Here is an 18,221-nt window from a genome sequence, read left to right as displayed (position 1 = left end):
GGGGGCGGATCCATGGATCCGCCCCGTTTCCGCGTCGAAGGGGCGCCGAATTCGTAGGCTGAGGGGATGACGCCTCAGGTGGTGTTCGTGCACGGCATCCGGACCTCCGCGACGATGTGGCGCGCGCAGGTGGAGCATCTCACCGCGGCGGGCGTCGGCGCGATCGCCGTCGACCTGCCGGGGCACGGTCGCCGGATGAGCGAGACGTTCACGCTGGACGGCGCGTTCGAGACGATCGACACCGCGGTGAGGGATGCCGCGGCCCGCGGCCCCGTGCTGTTGGTCGCGCACTCGATGGGTGGGCTGGTGGCGATCGAGTACATGGGCCGTGAGGAGCCCCCGCCCGTGGATGCGTTCATCGCCGCCGGCTGCACGTCGATCCCCCGCGGCGCCGGCCTCGCGATCTATCGGGCACTGGCGCGGGGGTTCGATCGCCTGCCCCGACGCGGTCAGCCGCTCGCCGACCTCGTGCTCGACCGGACGCTCCCACCCGAGACACGGGCGGACTTCGGCGCCGGCGGCTACGCGTACGACACGCAGGACATCGCTCTGCGCAGCCTGTCGGTCCTCGACCTCGTCGTCGCGCTGCAGCGGATCTCCGTTCCCATGTGGTTCGTGAACGGGCAGTGGGACCAGCTGCGGCTCAACGAGCGCCTGTTCACGAAGCTCAAGCCCGAGGCGGAGCTCATCGTCGTGCCCCGGACATCCCATCTCGTCACCGCGATGCGGCCCCGTGTGTTCAACGCGATCGTGGACCTGGCGCTGGCGACGATGGCGCGGGACCGGCCGACTTCGGGATGAGGCGCGCACCTGATAGAATCGGTTTTTGGCTTGCGTGTGGGTTCCTCCCTCACACGACCGCTGCGTGACAGCCCTCTTCTGTCGCCGGCACTTCCAACCGATAACTCCGAACGAAAGATACGTCGAACGTGGCGAACATCAAGTCGCAGATCAAGCGCAACAAGACCAACGAGAAGGCCCGCGAGCGCAACAAGGCCGTGAAGAGCGAGCTGCGGACCGTCGTCCGTCAGACCCGTGAGGCCATCTCGGCCGGCGACAAGGCCGCTGCCGAGAAGGCGCTGCTCAAGGCCACCAAGAAGCTCGACAAGGCCGTCAGCAAGGGCGTCATTCACGAGAACCAGGCGGCCAACCGCAAGTCCTCGATCGCCAAGCAGGTCGCCGCTCTCTGAGCCGCAACTTCCGAAGGCCCGTCCCCCTGGGGGCGGGCCTTCGTCGTTCCCGGATGTGGTCTCAGGCGCCGTAGGGCGCGCGCGTCGCGACGACGGTGACGAGCCGCTCCACCGCGAAGACGGCGTCGCGCGAGGCGCCCTTCACCTCGGCATCCGCTCGCGCTGCCGCCTGGATGGCGACGCCGAGCGACGACTCCGTCCAGCCAGCGAGGTCGCGGCGGGCCCGGTCGACCTGCCAGTCCTTCATGCCGATGCGCGCGGCGAGGGCGCCGGACGGTTCGCGGGAGCCGGCCACGCGCGCCATGGTGCGCAGCTTCGACGCGATGGCGGCGACCATCGGGACCGGATCGGCGCCCGAGGCGAGAGCGTGCCGGAGGGTGATGAGGGCGTCGCCGTAGCGACCCGCGATGGCCGTGTCGGCAACGGCGAACGCGGTGGTCTCGACGCGACCACCGTAATAGCGGGTGACGACCTGCTCGGTGATGTCGCCGTCGACGTCCGAGATGAGCTGCTGGCACGCGGCCGCGAGCTCGGTGAGATCGTCCGAGAACGCAGAGACGAGGGCACGGAGGGCGGGCGGGGCGATGCGTCGTTTCGCGGCCTGGAACTCGCCCGCGGCGAAGTCGAAGCGGTCGGAGTCGCGTTTGACGGCGGGGCAGGCGATCTCGATACCGCCGCCGACGCCCGCGCGGATCGTGTCGAGCAGCTTCTTGCCGCGGACGCTCGCGCCGGTATGGCGGAGGACGATCGTCGCGCCGTCCTGCGGCGCCTCGAGGTAGCGGAGCGCCTCGGCGAGGAACGCGTCGGAGCACTTCTCGACCCCCGACACCCGGACGAGCCGCGGCTCACCGAACAGCGACGGCGACGAGACGGCCAGCAGCGTGCCGGGCGCGTAGTCGTCGGCGCGGACGTCGGTGACCTCGAGACTCGGATCCTCGGCGCGCAGGTAATCGCGGATGCCGGCGGTCGCCCGCTCGGCGCAGACCTCTTCGGGACCGGAGACGAGCACGACCGGTGCCGGCTGCGGCGCCCGCCAGGAGATCTGCGGGATCGCCGACTTCGTCGTCTTCGCGGCGGGACGACGGGGGCTCGGCATGGTGTCCAGCCTACCGAGGGCGGCGGACGGTGACGGGAGCGTCAGCCCTCGCGCGAGCGCCAGAGGCGCAGGCCGGCGTCGTCGCGCCAGACGACGAGGTCGCCGGAGGTGTCGGTGCGCGCGACGGTCGCCTGTTCCTCGTGCAGGAGATCGAGGATCTCGTCCCGGGGATGGCCGTAGGTGTTCTCGCCCACGGTGACGAGGGCGACGCGAGCGTCGAGATCGCGGTACAGCCCATCGTCCTGGTCGGCGCTGCCGTGATGGGCGACCTTGACGACGGCGTAGCGGCGATCGACGGCGCCGGTCGCCGCGAGGGAGCGCTGAGGCTGAGCCGACAGGTCGCCGAGGAAGATCGCGTCGGGGACGCGGCATCCGGTCACGTCGATGATGACGCTGGCGTCGTTCCCGGCGGGATAGACCGGCTCCCGCGGCTTCGGCCACAGCGTGCGCCAGTTGCACTCCCCCAACGCACCGCTCTGACCCGCGGACACCTGCTGCGTTCGGGCGCCGCGCGCGGTGAACCGCGCGAGCAGGTCCGCGGCCTCCGCATCGGGGACCGGACCGTGCACGATGAGGTCGGCGCGCCCGAGCACAGCGCCGGCGCCGCCGCGGTGGTCCATGTCGAAGTGGGTCAACACGAGGATGTCGACGCGGTCGATCGCGAAGCGGTCGAGGCATCCCGCCAGCGCCGCGGGCTCAGGGCCCGTGTCGATGAGCATGACGGAAGCGGCGTCGCGCACGAGGACCGCGTCACCCTGCCCGACCTCGCACGCCGCGATCGCCCACGCGTCCGGCACGCGGGTGCGGTCCAGCAGCGTCCGCACCGGGCCGGCGGCGGCGACCACGAGGACGACGCCGGCGAGACTCCACGCCGCCACGCGCCGCAGACGGGGATGCCGCGCCGCGATCACCGCCCCGATCGCTGTTCCCGTCGCGGCGAGTGCGAGGAGTCCCGGCATCCCCTCGAGCCAGGGCAGGGATGCCCCGGGCAGGCGTGCGGCGAGGTCCGCCGTCCCTGCGATCCAGGCCGCGGGCAGCCAGGCGATCGCCGCGAGCCCCTGTGCGAGGACCGGAACGGGCAACGCGAGGCAGGCGAGCAGGCCGAGTACCGTGGCGGCGGGCGCGGCGGGACCCGCCAGGAGATTCGCGAGGACTCCGACAAGGGGAACCGTCGGCTCGATGAGCACGAGCAGCGGTCCGCAGGCCAGCTGCGCGGCGAGCGGCACCGACAGCGCGAGTGCGGCGGGCGACGGCATCCACCTCGACAGTCCGTCGGCAAGCGGTCCGGCGAACAGCAGCAAGGATCCGGTCGCGACGGCCGAGAGGGCGAACCCGAGGGATGCCGCGAGCCACGGATCGAGCACGAGGAGCAGGCACACCGACGCCGACAGCACCGAGACACCCGCGCCGATCCGCCCGAGCAGCAGGGCGAGCATCGCGATCGCGGCCATCGCGCCCGCTCGGACGACACTCGGCTCCGGCGAGACGAGGACGACGAACGCGATGAGCGTCACGAGCCCGGCTGCGACGCGGATGCCGCGCCGCGCCCCGCAGAGCGCTGCAATACCGAACGCGATCCCGACCACGAGCGCGCAATTCGCCCCGGAGACCGCGGTCAGGTGGGACAGCGACGACGCCTTCATCTGCTGGTCGAGCTCGTCGCTCACGGCCGAGGTGTCGCCGACGGCGAGTCCGGGGACGAGGCCCGCGCCGGGATCGGGCAGCCCGTCGACGGCCGACACGAGACCGGTGCGCAACGTCGCGGCCATGCCCAACGGGCCCGAGGGAGGCCGGTCGACGACGAGGGCGGATGCCTCGACGACGAGCACCGCACGGTCGCCGGGGTCCGCCCGGAACGCCGTGCCCGTGACCGTCGCGCGAGCACCCAGGTCGAGACCCGGTGCACGCTCGGGCGCGCGGACGACGACGGGGGCCGACACGGCCCGGTCGTCATCGCCGACGGTCGCGGACCGCGTGATCGCGTCGAAGCGGTGCCCCGTGGCGGAGCGCTCCACCTTGCCGACGACGTCGACCTCGAACGTGACGCTGCGGCCCCCGTCGACCTCGAGACCGGCCAGCGCGTCCCGCGCCGGCTGCGCGAGCGCGACGTGGGATGCCGCGGCCGCCGCGACGGCGAGGGAGACCGCGACGAGCGCGAGCGCCGTGGGTCTCGCGCGGCGCAGCGCCACACCGAGGAACGCGACGGCCACGCCCCACAGGACGACCGCCCACACGACCGCGTGCTCCGGGAACGTGATCGCGGCCCCCGCACCCGCCCACGCCGCGCCGGCGACCGGGAGCAGACGCAGGTCGCGGCGTCGCGCCGTCCGGGCACTCACACCGTGACCAGGTCGCGGAGCGAGGCGAGCATCTTCTCGCCGATGCCGGGGACCGCGAGCAGATCGTCCACGCTCGTGAAGCGGCCGTTGTCCTCGCGCCAGTCAAGGATCCGCTGCGCGATCGCGGGACCCACGCGCGGCAGGGTGTCGAGGGCCGCGAGGTCCGCGGTGTTGAGGTTCACGCGACCGTCGCCCTCGGGCGCCGTCGCACCCACGGCATCCGATCCCTCCTCCCCCTCGGCGGGAACCACGAGCTGTTCGCCGTCGCTGACGGGTCGCGCCAAGTTGACGCCTTCGCGGGATGCCGCATCGGTGAATCCCCCGGCCGCGGCGACCGCATCCACGACACGCGCGCCCTCGTCGAGCCGGTACAACCCGGGCTCGGCGACCTCGCCCGACACGTGCACGTAAACGGTCGCGGGGGCCACGGTCTCGGACACCGCATCCGGCACCGTCTCGACCGCAGCCTCCGCCCCGGTCCGGACGATGCCGATCGCGATCGTGACCGCCGCGACAACGACCACGAGGGCGACGGCGGCACCGATCCCCAGCCGGCGACGCGACACCGGCACCGTCTGCGCACCCATGCGTCGAGGATCGCCCGCGGCCACGCGCGCGATCATCCGCCGCCCGTCAGCCGTGGACGGCTATCACGGATCGCGTGTCGTGGAGGAACCGTCGCAGTCGGATGAGGTCCGCGAACGATATCCGAATCTGCGCATCGCCACGCCACCGCTCCAGCCGCCCGCGGCCGGACTCACGCGACGGTGAAGCTGACGACCTTCGGCGCCCGGACGACGGCGCGCGTGATCTCCTTGTCGCCGATCGCACGACGGACCTTCTCGTCGGCGCGCGCGAGCTGCTCGAGCTCTTCGCCCGAGATCTTGGCGGGGACGGTGAGCGTGCCGCGCACCTTGCCGTTGACCTGGACGACCGCCGTGACGGACTCCTCGACGAGGAGCGTCGGGTCGGCCTGACGCCACGGCACCACACCGACGAACGGCTCGTAGCCGAGGATCTCCCACATCTCCTCCGCGGTGTGCGGGGCGAACAGGTCCAGGACCATGGCCACGGCCTCGGCGGCCTCGCGCACCGCCGGGTCGGCCGAACCGGCGCCCGAGTCGATCGTCTTGCGGGTCGCGTTGACGAGCTCCATGAGGCGCGCGACGACGACGTTGAACTTCGACTGCTCGACGAGGCCGACGACATCGGCCCACAGGCGATGCGTGACGCGGCGCAGAGCGGCATCGCCCTCGGCCCAGACGACATCCGTGGGGCTCGCGACGTCCGCGGCGATCCGCAGGGCGCGCGCGAGGAACTTCTGGGCACCCGTCGTCGAGACGTCCTCCCAGTTGATGTCGTCCTCCACGGGCCCGGCGAACGCGATCGCGACACGCACGGCATCCGCACCCGGGTCGTCCATGCTCGACGCGAACTCGACGAGGTTGCCCTTCGACTTCGACATCTTCGAGCCGTCGAGCAGCACCATGCCCTGGTTGATGAGGCTCGTGAAGGGCTCGGTGAAGTCGACGAGGCCCATGTCGAAGAGGACCTTCGTGATGAACCGGGCGTAGAGCAGATGCAGGATCGCATGCTCGACGCCGCCGATGTACGAGTCGACCGGGGCCCACTTGGATGCCTCGGCCGTCGGGAACGGCTCCGTCGCCCCGTTCGGGGCCAGGAAGCGCAGGAAGTACCACGAGCTGTCGACGAACGTGTCCATCGTGTCCGCGTCGCGGAGCGCCGGCTCCCCCGTCTCGGGGTCGACCGTCGTCATCCACTCGGTCGCGCCGCCCAGCGGCGACGTACCCTTCGGCTTCAGGTCGAGACCCTTCGCGTCGGGCAGCACGACCGGCAGCTGCTCGTCGGGGACGGGCACGATGCGGCCGTCCTCGGTGTGGATCATCGGAATGGGCGTGCCCCAGAAGCGCTGGCGCGAGATCAGCCAGTCGCGCAGGCGGTAGGTCTTCGCGGCCCGACCGGTGCCCGCCGCGGTGAGCTCCTCGATCGCGCGCGCGATCGCGTTGCGCTTGGAGAGACCGTTGAGCGAACCCGAGTTGATGAGGCGCCCGTCGCCCGTCAGCGCGGTGCCGGTACGGGCGGGGTCGATCGATTCGAGGTCATCACCGATCGGCACACCGTCCTCGTCGACCTCGATGACCGGGATGGCGCCCGTGACCGGCGCCGTCGTGTCGACGACGACCTTCACCGGAAGGTCGAACGCGCGGGCGAAGTCCAGGTCGCGCTGGTCGTGCGCGGGCACGGCCATGACGGCGCCGTGGCCGTAGTCGGCGAGGACGTAGTCCGCCGCCCAGATCGGCAGACGCTCGCCGTTGATCGGGTTGATCGCGAAGCGATCGAGGAAGACACCCGTCTTGGGACGGTCGGCGGTCTGCCGCTCGATCTCGCTCGTCTTCTGCACCGTGTCGAGGTAGTCGCGGAAGCGCTGCTGCACCTCGGGCGAGGCGCCCTCGGCGAGCTCGGCAGCCAGGTCGGAGTCGGGGGCGACGACCATGAAGGTCGCGCCGTGCAGCGTGTCGGGACGGGTGGAGAAGACCGTGATCTTCTCGTCGCGCCCCTCGATCTCGAAGTCGATGTCCGCACCGACCGAACGGCCGATCCAGTTGCGCTGCATCTGCAGCACCTTGTGCGGCCAGAAGCCCTCGAGCTGGTTCAGGTCGTCGAGCAGACGGTCGGCGTACTCGGTGATCTTGAAGTACCACTGCGTCAGCTTCTTCTTGACGACCTCGTACCCGCACCGCTCGCAGTGACCGTCGACGACCTGCTCGTTGGCGAGCACCGTCTGGTCGTTGGGGCACCAGTTGACGGCACTCTGCTTGCGGTACGCGAGACCGCGCTCGAAGAGGCGCTGGAACAGCCACTGATTCCAGCGGTAGTACTCGGGGTCGCTCGTGTGGAGCACACGACTCCAGTCGTAGGACGATCCGAACGCGCGGAAACTCGTCTTGTGCTGGGCGATGTTGTTGTAGGTCCACTCGCGCGGATCGGACCCGGCGCCGCCCTTGATCGCCGCGTTCTCCGCCGGAAGGCCGAACGAGTCCCACCCGATCGGGTTCAGGACGTTGTACCCGCGGTGGCGCCAGAACCGCGCGACCGCGTCGACGTAGGCGTAGTTCTCGGCGTGCCCCATGTGCAGGTCGCCCGAGGGGTAGGGGAACATGCCGAGCACGTACTTGCGCGGTCGGGTGTCCTCGTCGCCGCCCGCTTTGAAGGGGTCGGCCTCCGCCCACCGGGTCTGCCACTTGGTCTGGATGGCGCGGGAGTCGAAGCTCGTCTGCTCGGGAGTCGATGCGTCGTGGGAGGTGCTGGAGGACACGGTGAACCAATCGTGCAAAGTCGGGAGGGCGCGCGAAAGCGCCGTTTCAGCCTAGCGGACCGGGACTTTCACCAGCCCGGAGGCAGGTCCGCCCCCAAGGCGCGGAGCGGCGCCCGGGCCTTGATCCCCACCTCCGCGACCTCGTCCGCGGCGACGGACCCCCAGGTGATCCCCCCTCCGGCGCCGACGTACGCGCCGTCCGGATGGACCACGATCGAGCGGATGACCATGGCGAGGTCCATCCCGCCGTCGTCGCCGATCCACCCGAAGCATCCCGAGAACACCCCGCGCGGCGCGGCCTCGAGCCGGTGCAGGATCTGCATGGCCGACAGCTTCGGCGCCCCCGTCATGCTCCCCGCCGGGAATGCGGCATCCCACAGCCGGCCGACGGTCGTCCCGGGGCGCAGCCGACCCGCCACCGTGCTCACCAGTTGATGCACCGCCGGGTACGACTCCACCTCGAGCAGCCGTTCCGCCGCCACCGACCCGGGGACGCAGACCCGCTGCAGGTCGTTGCGCATCAGATCGACGATCATCACGTTCTCGGCCTGCTCCTTGACGCTGGCGCGCAGGTCCGCCGCGAGAGCCCCGTCGCGCTCCGGCTCCGCGGATCGCGGGCGCGTGCCCTTGATGGGGCGGGTGCGGACGATCCCGTCGTCCACGGCGAGGAACTGCTCCGGCGACGCGCTCACGAGCGCCCACCCGCCGCTGCGGATGAACCCGCCGTGGTGGGCGGGCGTCGCGGCGCGCAGCCGCAGGTAGGTCCCCACAGGATCGACGGATGCCGCCGTCTCGAACCGCGTCGTCAGGCACAACTGGTACGCGCGCCCCTCGCGGATCTCGTCCCGGCACTGCTCGATGAGCCCCGCGTACTCCTCCGGCTCGTGGCGCGCGGTGACCTCGACGTGCGGAGCAGGACCGGCGGACGGCAGCGGCGCCTCGGCCACCGACTCGACTTCGGAGACGAACGCGGCCAACCGATCGGCCGGGGCGAAGGCGAGGACACGACGCGAAGAGTGGTCGAACCCCAGCATCCGCTCGACGCGCAGCCAGAGTTCTTCCGGGCCCGGGTCGATCGCGGCCGGCGCGCCCGCCCGGGCCGCCGCGGCGTCGTACCCGGCCCATCCGACCCAGCCGCCGCGGAACGGCCCCGCGGCACGGTCACCGCTGCCCGCGGCGATCACGTCGCGTGGAGAGGACGACGGGATGCCGCTGCCCACCCAGCTCCATCCGTCGGGCGCGTCCGGACCGGCGTCGAGCCAGAAGGCGTCGCCCGCCGCGAACAGCCCCGTGAACGCGACCGCAGGATCGACCCACCCCGCGAGGACGCGGTGCGGCAGGTCACTCGACATCCCTTCAGGGTAGACGGCGGATAATCTGAGGTCGTGAACGAGATCCTCGACTGGTTGCTCGGCACCGTTCAGGCTGTCGACCCGGTCGTGCGGACGATCGTCGCCGGCGTCGCCATGATGCTCGAGACGAGCGTGCTGATCGGCCTGATCGTCCCCGGCGATTCGATCGTGATCGTGTCGGGCACCGCGGTCGACAGTTTCCCCGAGGGCGCGTGGCTCGTCGCAGCGGTCCTCATCGGAGCGTTGGCGGGCGAGAGCATCGGCTTCGCCCTGGGCCGCTGGCTGGGTCCCCGCATCCGCTTCTCCCGCGTCGGCCGGCTCATCGGTGAGCGCAACTGGGCGCGCGCCGAGCTGTACCTGCGGCGGCGGGGCGGGCCGGCGATCTTCCTGTCGCGGTTCCTGCCCGTCCTGCACTCCCTGGTGCCGCTGACGGTCGGGATGAGCGGCTTCGCCTACCGGCGCTTCCTCGCCTGGACCGTGCCCGCGTGCGCCGTGTGGTCCGTCGCCTACGTATCGGTGGCGGCGGCGGCCGCCGAAGGCTACCGCGAGCTCTCCGACAACCTGCACTACGCGGGGTACCTGTTCGTCGGCGTGATCGCGGCGTTCCTCCTGCTGGTCTACGTCGCGAAGCGCGTCATCAGCGCGCGCGAGGCCCGTCACCTCGCCGAGGAGGAGCCCGCCGGGGTCGACGCCGACGACGTGAAAGACTGAAGCGATGGCTTCCCCCGCTTCGCCCCCGATGAAGGTGCTCTGGCTCGCGCGCTTGGAGTACAGGTTCCACGCGTGGCGCGAGAAACGCGCCCGCGCACGCGGGCGGAGAGCGACCGTCGCCGCGTTCCCGGGGTACGGGAGCACCCAGTGGGTGCGGGTGCTCGGCAGGGTCCTCATCCCCCCGAAGGACAAGAGGCGCGAACGCGGCGATTACGCGGGCGTGCGCGGATGGCGCAGCTTCGCATCGGTCCCAGTCGCACACGCGACGGTCACCGTCACCGTGAACGGTGTGCCGCACGAGGTCACCGCCGACCGCGGCGGCGTGATCGACGCCGTCCTGCCCGCCACGCTGCCGCCCGGATGGCAGACGGTCACGATGCGGGTCGAGGAGGCCGAGCCCGTCGAGGCGCGCGTGTTCGTGGTCGGGGACGACATCCGATTCGGCATCATCTCGGACGTGGACGACACCGTCATGGTGACGGCTCTCCCCCGCCCCTTCGTGGCGGCGTGGAACTCCTTCGTCCTCAACGAGCACGCCCGGCAGCCGGTGCCCGGCATGGCCGTGCTGCTCGAACGGCTCGCCCGCGAGAACCCCGGATCGCCGGTCCTGTACCTGTCGACGGGAGCCTGGAACGTCGCGCCGACGCTCGTCCGGTTCCAGCGGCGGCACTTGTTCCCGATGGGCGCGATGCTGCTCACCGACTGGGGGCCGACGCACGACCGCTGGTTCCGCAGCGGCAAGCTGCACAAGCAGGAGAGCCTTCGCCGGTTGGCCGACGAGTTCCCCGACATCGACTGGCTCCTCATCGGTGACGACGGGCAGCACGACGATGAGATCTATACGCAGTTCACGATCCAGCATCCCGAACAGGTCGCGGCGGTCGCGATCCGGCGGCTGACACCGGCGGAAGCGGTCCTCGCGGGTGGCCGCACGGCGGTCGACGACCACAGCGCCGCCGGGGTGCCGTGGGTGACCGGCGATGACGGGGCGGAACTTCTGGAACGGTTGACGGACGTCGACATCGTCCGCGATGTCCCCCCCTCCTCCTAGGCTGTCCGACATGTGTGGTCGCTTCGTCGTCGCGAATGTCGCTTCCGAGCTCGTCGGCGTGCTGCGCGTCGACGTCGAGAGCGACGACCTCCCGGCGCCGTCCTACAACATCGCTCCCACGTCGCAGGTCGCGATCGTCCTCGACTCGGCCAAGACCGATCCGCCCACGCGGCGCCTCGAGCCGGCGCGGTGGGGTCTCGTGCCGTCGTGGGCGAAGGACGTCAAGGTGGGTGCGCGGGCGTTCAACGCGCGTTCCGAGGAACTCGAGGACAAGCCGATGTTCCGGCAGGCCCTCATCAAGCGCCGCGCGATCGTGCCGGCGACCGGCTACTACGAGTGGCAGACCACAGACGAGGGCAAGACGCCCTACTTCATCCACCCCGCCGACGGCTCGCCCCTGCTGTTCGCCGGGCTCTACGAATGGTGGAAGGATCCCGCGAAGGCCGAGGACGATCCGAGCCGCTGGCTGCTCTCGTTCACCATCCTCACGCGCGCCGCCATCGATCCGCTCGGCTCCATCCACGATCGGATGCCGCTGTTCCTCGACGCCGACTTCGCCGACGCCTGGCTCGACACCGAGGTCGACAACGTGGGCGACCTGCTCGACGCGGCCGTCGACGCCGCGGACCAGGTGGTCGCCGGCCTGACCGACCATGTCGTCTCGAACGCCGTCGGGAACGTCCGCAACGACTCCCCCGACCTCATCGAGCCCGTATGACCCGCTCGTGACGACCGCCACCGCGACCGTGCTCGACCGGTCCGATTGGACCGAGCGGATGCGGGCGCACGCCGCCCGCACGGATGCGCTCACCGCCGGGCGCCGTCAGCGGGCGGCGCGCGGCGAGACGCATCCCGTCGACGACTTCCTGTACACGTACTACTCGTACAAACCCTCCCTGCTGCGGCGGTGGCATCCCGGGCGGGACGTCGCGCTCGACGACGCGGCCGACGCACCCCACGCGGCCTGGCGGTGGTACCGCGCCGAGGGCGGCGTCGTCGGCGCGGACACCGATGCGTTCCTCGCCGAGAAGCGCCCGCTCGTCCGGGCGATCCGCGGCATCCTCGCGGGCGCCCTGGGACGCACGGCATCGTATGGCTGCTTCGGCATGCACGAGTGGGCGATGGTGTACCGCGACCGGGACACGCGGCATCCGGTCCCCCTCCGACTCGGCGCGGAAGGGACGGATGCCGTCGTCGAGGCGCACGATGTGCGGTGCACGCACATCGACGCGTTCCGGTTCTTCACGCCCGACGCCGTGCCCCGCAACCGCTTCGCCCCGACGCGGGAGACGCAGCCGCAGATGGAACAGCCGGGATGTCTGCACGCCGGCATGGACCTCTACAAGTGGGCCGTGAAACTGGGGCCGCTCGTGCCCGGCGAGTTGACGCTCGATGCGTTCGAGCTCGCGCGCGACATCCGGGAACTCGACATGCGCGCGTCGCCCTACGATCTGACCGGGTGGGGGTACAGCGCGGTCCCCGTCGAGACACCCGAAGGGAAGGCGGCCTACGTCGCCGCCCAGCGCGAGTTCACGGCGAGGGCGCAGCCGATCCGTGCGGCGCTCCTCGCACGGATCGGCTGACCCCGGTCTCACCCGAGCTCGACGCGCGTCGCCGGGTTGTTGAGGACGACGATCGGCGTGATCGGCGAGTGCCCCGCGGCCACGATCTTCGCCCGGTCGAAGCGCACCAGCGGCTCACCCGCCGTCACGCGCTGACCGGCGGTCACGAGTGTCTCGAATCCGTCGCCCTTCATCGCGACGGTGTCGATCCCGACGTGGATCAGCAGCTCCGTCCCGTCGTCGAGGCGCAGACCGATCGCGTGCCCGGTCGGGAACACGCTCTCGACGCGGCCATCAGCGGGCGCCGAGATCACGTCGCCCGTCGGGTCGATCGCGACGCCCGGCCCCATCGTCCCGTCGGCGAACATCTCATCGGGGACCTCCGACAGCGCCAGCACGCGCCCGGCCACCGGCGGGCGCAGCCGGACGAGATCCGGAGCCTGCGTCGCCTGTGCGACAGCGGTGCCGGTCGTGGGTGCGGGCGCCGCCGACACGGCGCGACCCGCCAGAACGTCCTCCATCGCGTCCTTCACGAACTGCACGTTCAATCCGTAAACGACCTGGACGGAGTGCCCACCCGGCTTGATCGTCCCCGCCGCACCGGCACGCTTGAGGGCGGCGTCGTCGACCCGCGCGACGTCGGCGATCTCCATGCGCAGACGCGTCGCGCAATTGTCGAGCTCGACGATGTTCTCGCGACCGCCCAGGGCCTCGACGAACCGCTCCGCCGTCGCATGGAAGTCGCCGCGCGGCGCGGCATCCGTTCCCTCGTCCTCCAGCGCGTCGTCGTCCTCGCGACCGGGCGTCTTGAGATCGAACCGTCGGATGATCCAGCGGAAGACCACGAAGTAGATCGCGAACCAGATCGGTCCCATGATCAGGATGGTCCAGGGGTTCTCGGCGAGCGGGTTCGCCCACCCCAGGACGAGGTCGATGAATCCGCCCGAGAAGCCGAAGCCCATGCGCACCGGGAGGATCGCCGAGACGAACAGCGAGATGCCCATGAACACCGCGTGGATGAGGTACAGCCACGGCGCGAGGAACATGAACGAGAACTCGAGCGGCTCGGTGACGCCGACGAAGAACGACGAGATGGCTCCCGAGAGCAGGATGCCGGCGGCCACCTTGCGCCGGGTCGTCTTGGCGGTCACGTACATCGCGAGCGCCGCGCCGGGCAGGCCGAACATCATGATGGGGAAGAAGCCGGTCATGTACTGCCCGGTGACGCCATAGACACCGTCCCCGCCGGAGCCCTGCAGGAAGTTGTTGAGGTCGTTGATGCCCGCGACGTCGAACCAGAACACGGAGTTGAGCGCGTGGTGCAACCCGAGCGGGATGAGCAGCCGGTTGAAGAATCCGTAGATGCCCGCGCCCACCGGTCCGAGGGTGACGATCCACTCGCCGAAGCCGACCAGGCCCCCGTAGACGAACGGCCACACGAACATGAGCACGATCGCGAGGACCAGCGAGAGTCCCGCGGTGACGATGGCGACCGAGCGCTTGCCCGAGAAGAACGACAGCGCGTCCGGCAGCTTCGTGTCCTTGAAGCGGTTGTAGCACCACGCCCCGATCAGGCCGCAGATGATGCCGACGAACACGTTCTGGATCTTCGTGAACGCGGGGTCGACGTCCCCGACCGCGGCTCCGGTGAGGGCCGCCATCGTGGCCGGACTCAGCATGGTCGTCACGGTGAGCCACGAGACGAGGCCGGCGAGGGCGGAGGTGCCGTCGGACTTCTTCGCCATCCCGATCGAGACACCGACGGCGAACAGCAGCGCCAGGTTGTCCAGGAGCGCGCCGCCGGCCGCGCTCAGGAACGCGGAGCCGATGTTGTCGGCGCCGCCGTTGGCGTTCTTGATCCAATAGCCGATGCCGGACAGGATCGCGGCGACGGGAAGGACGGCCACCGGCAGCATGAGCGACCGGCCGAGCCTCTGGAAGAACTTCATCGTCTCTCCGTTCTCAGCTCCGCGAGGGCGGAGCCAGGCACGAGGTTACTCACCGCGAGCGTCGAACGTCAGAGGGCACGCGGTCGGCATCGACGCCGACGTCAAGCCCTCGACCCTCTTCGCCTGCGCCGCGAGACTGGCGGGGTCGAAAGGATCATCGTGAGCGCTGACAGCACCTCGCACTCCCCCGAGCTCGACCGCTTCATCGGCGGTGAACAGGAGGGCCTTCCTCCGGCGCCGGAGGGCGCGCCCGACCCGGCGGACGTCGTCGCCCCCGACGAGCGCTTCCAGGCACCGGACGACGGTGATCTCGTCGTCGACACGGGCGCGACCGAAGAGGATCCGGACTCAACCGACGAGATCTGACCGCCCAGGCTCGGGTGTGGTGGGTGCGCGCCACACCAGGACGGCGACGACGACCGCGAGGATCACGGCGGTCAATGCGATCGGCACGGGAATGATCGGGTCGATCAGGACGAGCGCCGCTCCGACCGGAACGACGGCGTTCACGACGCGATCCGCGTACGGCCGGATCGCGAGCAGCCAGATCACCCCCACGAACACGGCGATCGGCACCGTGTAGGTGAAGGATGCCCACGGTGCGGTCAGTGCACTGTGCCCGGTGAGCACGTCGATCTCCACCTCGATGCCGGCGGAGAACGCTCCGGCCGCGGCGAAGACGAAGAAGTGTCCGTACCCGTAGACGAGGTTGTTTCGCAGCCGCCCGATGGCGTGGTGGTGCGGCGGCCAGAAGTAGATCCACCAGAGCGCTGCGGTGACCACGAGTGCCAGGACGGCGACACCGATCAACGGTGCGGGCGCTTCGTCGTCGTGCAGGGCTTCGAGGATGGCGTTGGCCGAGGCGAGCAGGCTCTCACCGAGCAGGATGAGGGTGAACAGTCCGTACCGCTCGGTGATGTGGTGCGGATGCCACGGTGTGTTCCCCCGGGTCTCCGCGATCACCGGGATGGCGAGCTCCGCCAGGATCAGGCCGAGGATCGCGACTCGGAAGACACCATCGGGTAGCGCGAGGGCGGCGACCCAGAGGACCTGCACGACGGTGATCCCGCCGGCGTAGACGAGCGTCGCCCGTCGCGCGGGGCCGGCGCGCCGGGATGCGCGCAACCACTGCACCACCACCGCCAGGCGCATGACGACGTACCCTGCGGTGACGATCCGGAAGTCGCCGTCGACGAAGGCCGGCTCGACACCCGCCGCAAGGACGAGGACACCGCCCATCTGCAGGATCGTCAGCACACGGTAGAGCCAGTCGTCCGTATCGAAGGACGTGGCGAACCACGTGAAGTTCATCCACGCCCACCAGATGCTGAAGAAGACGGCCGCGTAGCTGAGGATTCCGTCGAGCACATGGTCCGCGGTGAGCGCGTGGTGGAGCTGGACGGCCGAGATGCTCACGGCGACGACGAACACGAGGTCGAAGAACAGCTCGAGAGAGGATGCTGCGCGCCCCGGCTCGCGCGGGTCCCGCGGCCGCATGGGGACGAGCCGCATCGTCGACGCCACCGGACCTCTCATCCCGCCCTCATCCTCACGTGGACCATGCTGCCACGCACGCAGCGCCGAGCGACGCGGTCACTCCAACGAACGCCGCGCCCGGATCGTCTCGACCGACCTCCTCGCCGCACGCGCACGCTGGTAGCGGCCCAACGGGTTCGACGCATCGTCGAACGCGTTGAAACCGCCCGCGACGCGGAGGACGAATCCGACCGTGCGCCCCTCGATGGCGCATGTGTACATGTCGGGTTCCGCTGTGGTCCAGACGATCCCGTCCGGCGGACGCCGAGCCTGCTGTGCCATACCGTTCCCCGATCTCGCGACATGTGCAAGGAGCGCCAGGGTCCGGGGCGACGTGGGCCGAGTGTATCCGCGGCCGCGACGGCGTCGCAAGATCGCACCGCATCAAGGGCGGCCCCTAGACTGGGGCCAGCGTCCCTGGCCTAGGCCGCTCCAGAACGAGCCAGGCCATGGAGGATGTCGTGAGTAATTCCGGTGCCGCTGAGGACGATCCGATCTGCGCGGTCTTCATGACCATGCTGCCCGTACACCACGTCGGCGTCTCGACGCTCGCTCCCCCCTTCGACGTCGAGACCGTGTGCGCCAGTGACCTCATCGCGTCGGCCCTCGAGGAGATCCAGTTGGACTCCGGCGTCGGTCCCGGGTGGACGGCGCATGCCACCGGCGCTCCCGTGCTCATCCACGATCTGCGGGAGTCGACCACGCTCGACCGCACGGGCTTTCACGCTGCGGCGGCTGATCGTGGCGTCCGCTCCATCTACGCGTTCCCGATGGCGGTGGGCATGATCGAGGTGGGAGCGGTGGACCTCTACGTCGACGATCCCGATGCACTGAAACACCGCGATGTGGCTCTGGCATCCGCCATGGCCGAAGCGGCTGCCCTGCGGATCTTCGATCGCGTCCTGGCCGGCGAGGACATCGCGCGCGGAACCGGTGGCTCGTCCCGACGCATCGTGCACCAGGCGACCGGGATGGTGTGCGCGCAACTGCGGGTCAGTCCGGATGACGCACTCATCGTCATCCGTGCCCACGCGTTCGCGTCGGGGCGATCCGTGCTGTCGATCGCCGAGTCGATCATCAGTCGCGAGATCGACTTCACCGTGTGATCATGGGCTGGTTCGGAGGAGATTGCAGACATGGGTAGCGACACGCGCGAGATGCAACTCATCGAGACGTTCGTGGAGATCGCCGACACGATGGTCGGCGGATACGACGTGGTCGATCTGCTCTACCGGTTGGTGTCGCGGTGCTCGGACATCTTCGATGCCGCCGACGCCGGCATCCTCCTGCGCACCGAAGGTCACCCGCTCGAGGTCGTCGCCTCCACGACCGAGCGGAGTCAGCTCATCAGCCTCCTCCAGCTCACGGCGGACGAGGGACCGTGCGTCGACGCGTATCGGACCGGTGAGCCCGTCACCGTCAGCGACATCGACGGCATTCGCGCGCGCTGGCCGGACTTCGCGGCGAGGGCCGGCGCCCTCGGCTACCGCTGGATGTACGCCGTGCCGCTGCGCCTGCGTGACGAGGTGATCGGATCGCTCAACCTCTTCGGCGACGGGACCGAGAGCCTCAGCCCTGAGGACGCTCGTGCCGTGCGTGGGCTCGCCGACATCGCGACCATCGGGATCCTGCACGAGCAGGCGTTCCGCGAAGCGGACGTGGCACGCCGTCAACTGCAACGGGCCCTCGACAGTCGCGTCGTCATCGAACAGGCCAAGGGCGTCCTCGCGCACGCTCATCAGATCGACATGGACGAGGCCTTCCAGCGACTCCGCGACCGGGCCCGCAGCAGCCGGCGTCGGCTCGCGGATCTCGCCCGTGACGTCGTCGAGAACGCGGCCGACCGGACCCGCGAGCTCGGAGACCTCTGACGCCTCGGCGGCGCCGCCGTTCTCGCACGCGTCGCCCGCCGGACCGACCCCGCGCCCACGGGAAGGCGTGGCCGACAGGTCGCGCCGAGGGCGGAGCCGGATACACAAAAACCCCGGCGAACCGGGGGTTTTTGGTGGACCTGAGGGGACTCGAACCCCTGACCCCCTGCATGCCATGCAGGTGCGCTACCAGCTGCGCCACAGGCCCTTGGTCGCCGCTCGCGGCA

Annotated in this window: 17 protein-coding genes and 1 tRNA gene; 9 read left to right on the top strand and 9 right to left on the bottom strand. The window is 70.4% G+C overall.

From position 1 onward, the window contains the following. The first annotated feature begins 66 nt into the window (after positions 1-66). Together Q9S71_RS09210 and rpsT are read left to right on the top strand one after the other, a co-directional pair. Entirely contained in the window at positions 67-801 is a 735-nt protein-coding gene (locus Q9S71_RS09210) for an alpha/beta fold hydrolase (protein WP_311861963.1), read from the top strand. 128 nt (positions 802-929) lie between these two features. Further along, positions 930-1,190, top strand: a complete 261-nt coding sequence (gene rpsT, locus Q9S71_RS09205; protein WP_064002194.1) for a 30S ribosomal protein S20 — start codon at positions 930-932, stop codon at positions 1,188-1,190. A gap of 61 nt (positions 1,191-1,251) precedes the next feature. Here the strand turns inward: rpsT and holA are convergent, their stop codons facing one another. From holA to Q9S71_RS09180, 5 genes are all read right to left on the bottom strand, one after another. Continuing rightward, positions 1,252-2,286 (bottom strand): DNA polymerase III subunit delta, encoded by a 1,035-nt coding sequence (gene holA, locus Q9S71_RS09200; protein WP_311861960.1) that lies wholly within the window; start codon positions 2,284-2,286, stop codon positions 1,252-1,254. A gap of 41 nt (positions 2,287-2,327) precedes the next feature. Further along, a complete protein-coding gene (locus Q9S71_RS09195) occupies positions 2,328-4,625 on the bottom strand; it encodes a ComEC/Rec2 family competence protein (protein WP_311861958.1) in 2,298 nt (765 codons plus the stop codon). After that, positions 4,622-5,212 (bottom strand): ComEA family DNA-binding protein, encoded by a 591-nt coding sequence (locus Q9S71_RS09190; RefSeq protein ID WP_311861957.1) that lies wholly within the window; start codon positions 5,210-5,212, stop codon positions 4,622-4,624. Before Q9S71_RS09190 ends, Q9S71_RS09195 begins: the two co-directional genes overlap by 4 nt. 170 nt (positions 5,213-5,382) lie before the next feature. Further along, positions 5,383-7,962, bottom strand: a complete 2,580-nt coding sequence (gene leuS / locus Q9S71_RS09185) for a leucine--tRNA ligase (RefSeq protein ID WP_311861956.1) — start codon at positions 7,960-7,962, stop codon at positions 5,383-5,385. 68 nt (positions 7,963-8,030) lie between these two features. Further along, a complete protein-coding gene (locus Q9S71_RS09180; RefSeq protein WP_311861954.1) occupies positions 8,031-9,314 on the bottom strand; it encodes an anthranilate synthase component I family protein in 1,284 nt (427 codons plus the stop codon). A gap of 33 nt (positions 9,315-9,347) precedes the next feature. On the opposite strand from Q9S71_RS09180, the gene Q9S71_RS09175 reads away from it, so the two are divergent. The 4 genes from Q9S71_RS09175 to Q9S71_RS09160 are packed head-to-tail and all read left to right on the top strand — an operon-like array spanning position 9,348 to position 12,659. Next, on the top strand, positions 9,348-10,025 hold the full coding sequence (locus Q9S71_RS09175; RefSeq protein WP_311861953.1) for a DedA family protein: 678 nt from the start codon (positions 9,348-9,350) through the stop codon (positions 10,023-10,025). 4 nt (positions 10,026-10,029) lie between these two features. Next, complete coding sequence (locus tag Q9S71_RS09170; protein WP_311861951.1) at positions 10,030-11,076, top strand: App1 family protein; 1,047 nt, start codon at positions 10,030-10,032, stop codon at positions 11,074-11,076. A gap of 10 nt (positions 11,077-11,086) precedes the next feature. After that, complete coding sequence (locus Q9S71_RS09165) at positions 11,087-11,794, top strand: SOS response-associated peptidase (protein ID WP_217531479.1); 708 nt, start codon at positions 11,087-11,089, stop codon at positions 11,792-11,794. 58 nt (positions 11,795-11,852) lie between these two features. Next, positions 11,853-12,659, top strand: coding sequence for a 3-methyladenine DNA glycosylase (locus tag Q9S71_RS09160; protein ID WP_422880360.1), 807 nt, complete (start codon positions 11,853-11,855; stop codon positions 12,657-12,659). A gap of 8 nt (positions 12,660-12,667) precedes the next feature. Here the strand turns inward: Q9S71_RS09160 and nagE are convergent, their stop codons facing one another. Next, a complete protein-coding gene (gene nagE / locus Q9S71_RS09155; protein ID WP_311861946.1) occupies positions 12,668-14,587 on the bottom strand; it encodes an N-acetylglucosamine-specific PTS transporter subunit IIBC in 1,920 nt (639 codons plus the stop codon). A 159-nt stretch (positions 14,588-14,746) separates the two neighbouring features. Between nagE and Q9S71_RS09150 the strand changes: the two genes are divergently transcribed. After that, entirely contained in the window at positions 14,747-14,953 is a 207-nt protein-coding gene (locus Q9S71_RS09150; protein ID WP_311861944.1) for a hypothetical protein, read from the top strand. On the opposite strand, the gene Q9S71_RS09145 is transcribed toward Q9S71_RS09150, so the two are convergent. Both Q9S71_RS09145 and Q9S71_RS09140 read right to left on the bottom strand, forming a co-directional pair. Next, positions 14,936-16,123 carry a low temperature requirement protein A gene (locus Q9S71_RS09145; protein WP_311861942.1) on the bottom strand — a complete coding sequence of 396 codons (1,188 nt, stop codon included), beginning with the start codon at positions 16,121-16,123 and terminating at the stop codon, positions 14,936-14,938. The genes Q9S71_RS09150 and Q9S71_RS09145 overlap by 18 nt on opposite strands. Before the next feature lie 57 nt (positions 16,124-16,180). Continuing rightward, positions 16,181-16,405 (bottom strand): hypothetical protein, encoded by a 225-nt coding sequence (locus Q9S71_RS09140; RefSeq protein ID WP_311861940.1) that lies wholly within the window; start codon positions 16,403-16,405, stop codon positions 16,181-16,183. A 167-nt stretch (positions 16,406-16,572) separates the two neighbouring features. Between Q9S71_RS09140 and Q9S71_RS09135 the strand changes: the two genes are divergently transcribed. Together Q9S71_RS09135 and Q9S71_RS09130 are read left to right on the top strand one after the other, a co-directional pair. After that, complete coding sequence (locus tag Q9S71_RS09135) at positions 16,573-17,229, top strand: ANTAR domain-containing protein (protein ID WP_311861938.1); 657 nt, start codon at positions 16,573-16,575, stop codon at positions 17,227-17,229. A 30-nt stretch (positions 17,230-17,259) separates the two neighbouring features. Continuing rightward, positions 17,260-17,994, top strand: coding sequence for an ANTAR domain-containing protein (locus tag Q9S71_RS09130; RefSeq protein ID WP_311861937.1), 735 nt, complete (start codon positions 17,260-17,262; stop codon positions 17,992-17,994). 132 nt (positions 17,995-18,126) lie between these two features. On the opposite strand, the gene Q9S71_RS09125 is transcribed toward Q9S71_RS09130, so the two are convergent. Continuing rightward, positions 18,127-18,202 (bottom strand) — tRNA-Ala (locus Q9S71_RS09125). Positions 18,203-18,221 lie beyond the last annotated feature (19 nt).

The organism is Microbacterium gawkjiense (genome assembly GCF_031932225.1).
Taxonomy (GTDB): Bacteria; Actinomycetota; Actinomycetes; order Actinomycetales; family Microbacteriaceae; genus Microbacterium; species Microbacterium gawkjiense.
Note: the sequence above shows the minus strand (reverse complement) of the source record. Positions and strands in the feature narration are given on the sequence as shown.